The sequence below is a fragment of the Alteromonas sp. AO-Serp genome (genome assembly GCF_017849675.1).
Classification (GTDB): Bacteria; Pseudomonadota; Gammaproteobacteria; order Enterobacterales; family Alteromonadaceae; genus Alteromonas; species Alteromonas macleodii.
In genome coordinates this window covers 1-1,548 of record NZ_JAFLMX010000312.1, presented here as the reverse complement: position 1 = coordinate 1,548, position 1,548 = coordinate 1, and the positions used below count along the sequence as shown (strand labels likewise).

Here is a 1,548-nt window from a genome sequence, read left to right as displayed (position 1 = left end):
CAAGCAGGCGCAGTTGCAAGCCGAATCTCGTCAGACGACGAGAGTAAATAAAAGAAACCGTCTTAAAAACACGTTTTTTTCGCAAAAGCGTAGTGCGTTTCCCGCTAATTACTGATAGAAAATATAAGAGCAATAACTAGCACTTATAATAAAGCTATTAGTAACGGGAAGCGCAATGCACACAAACTCTGAACCTTCTTCAGAAACTCTACAACGAAAGCCAACACGTAAAAACAGTATAATTCTATTTGCCTTTATCGCTTCAGTACTATGTGGCTTGGGATTGTGGGCCATTGATCAGCCCAGCGAGATCATTTTTACCGCAGCAATTACGCTATTTGTCGCTGTGCTCTGGGTGACTGAAGCGCTCCCCATTCCCGCTACCTCACTTTTACCCTTCGCGCTATTCCCGCTATTTGGTGTGTTGTCTCACAGCGAAGCTGCCTCTGCTCTCGGAAGCCACGTTATCATTCTATTAATGGCTGCTTTCATGCTTTCAAAAGGGTTGGAGCGTGCTAACTTACACAAGCGTTTCGCCATTTACATGTTGCGTATAACGGGCAGCGGCAGCCCGCTCAAACTGGTGCTGGGCTTCATGTTAACAACCGCAGTACTCAGTATGTGGATTAGTAATACGGCAACAATCCTAATGATGTTGCCAATGGCTATCGCTATTATCAACGCAGTAGACAATCCGCGATTTGGCGTGGCGCTTATACTTGGTATTGCTTATTCAGCAAGCTTAGGTGGGGTAGGGACACCGATTGGGACGCCACCAAATATTATCTTTATGAGCGTGTATGAAGAAACCCAAGGTATTGAATACAGCTTTATAGACTGGATGAAAACTGGTGTACCCATCGTGATTTTAGGCGTACCGATTATGGCTTTATGGTTAGCGCGCGGTATTAAACAAGTGGGGAACATCGATTTACCTGTCCCAGGCACATGGACAAAAGCCGAGAAGCGTGTTCTTGCTATTTTTGGCACTGTCGCTTTAGCTTGGATTTTCAGACCTTTTTGGACTGCTTGGATAGGCATAAGCACAATAAGTGACAGTACTATTGCCGTAGCGGGTGTTGCGGCTATGTTCTTTACAAACAGCGGAAACGATAATGGTGAAGTAGACGAAAAAGGAAACAACGACAAACTGCTTGATTGGAAAACCGCAAACGATATTCCGTGGGGCATGTTGTTATTGTTTGCTGGCGGTATTTGTATTGCCAAAGCATTTATGTCATCGGGCTTAAGTGTTCTTATGGGAACATGGTTAACGGGACTTTCTACGCTTCCTGTTCTTCTGTTGGTACTTGGAATTTGCTTGTTCGTTACCTTCTTGACGGAAATTACCTCTAACACGGCAACATCTACACTACTAATGCCAATTCTAGCAGCCGCGGGTATGGCTGTGGGCGTAGATCCTAAGTTGTTGATGATCCCCGCGGCAATTAGCGCAAGTTGCGCTTTTATGCTGCCAGTAGCTACAGCGCCTAACGCCATTGCATACTCAACGGAAAAGTTCGACATAAAAACTATGGCCAGAGAGGG

At 45.2% G+C, this 1,548-nt stretch carries 1 protein-coding gene; it reads left to right on the top strand.

Annotation, left to right across the window (positions count from 1 at the left end):
- Positions 1 to 175 precede the first annotated feature (175 nt).
- Positions 176 to 1,548 (top strand): SLC13 family permease (locus tag QVA83_RS19840; protein ID WP_287498858.1); only part of this gene is annotated, 1,373 nt, incomplete at its 3' end.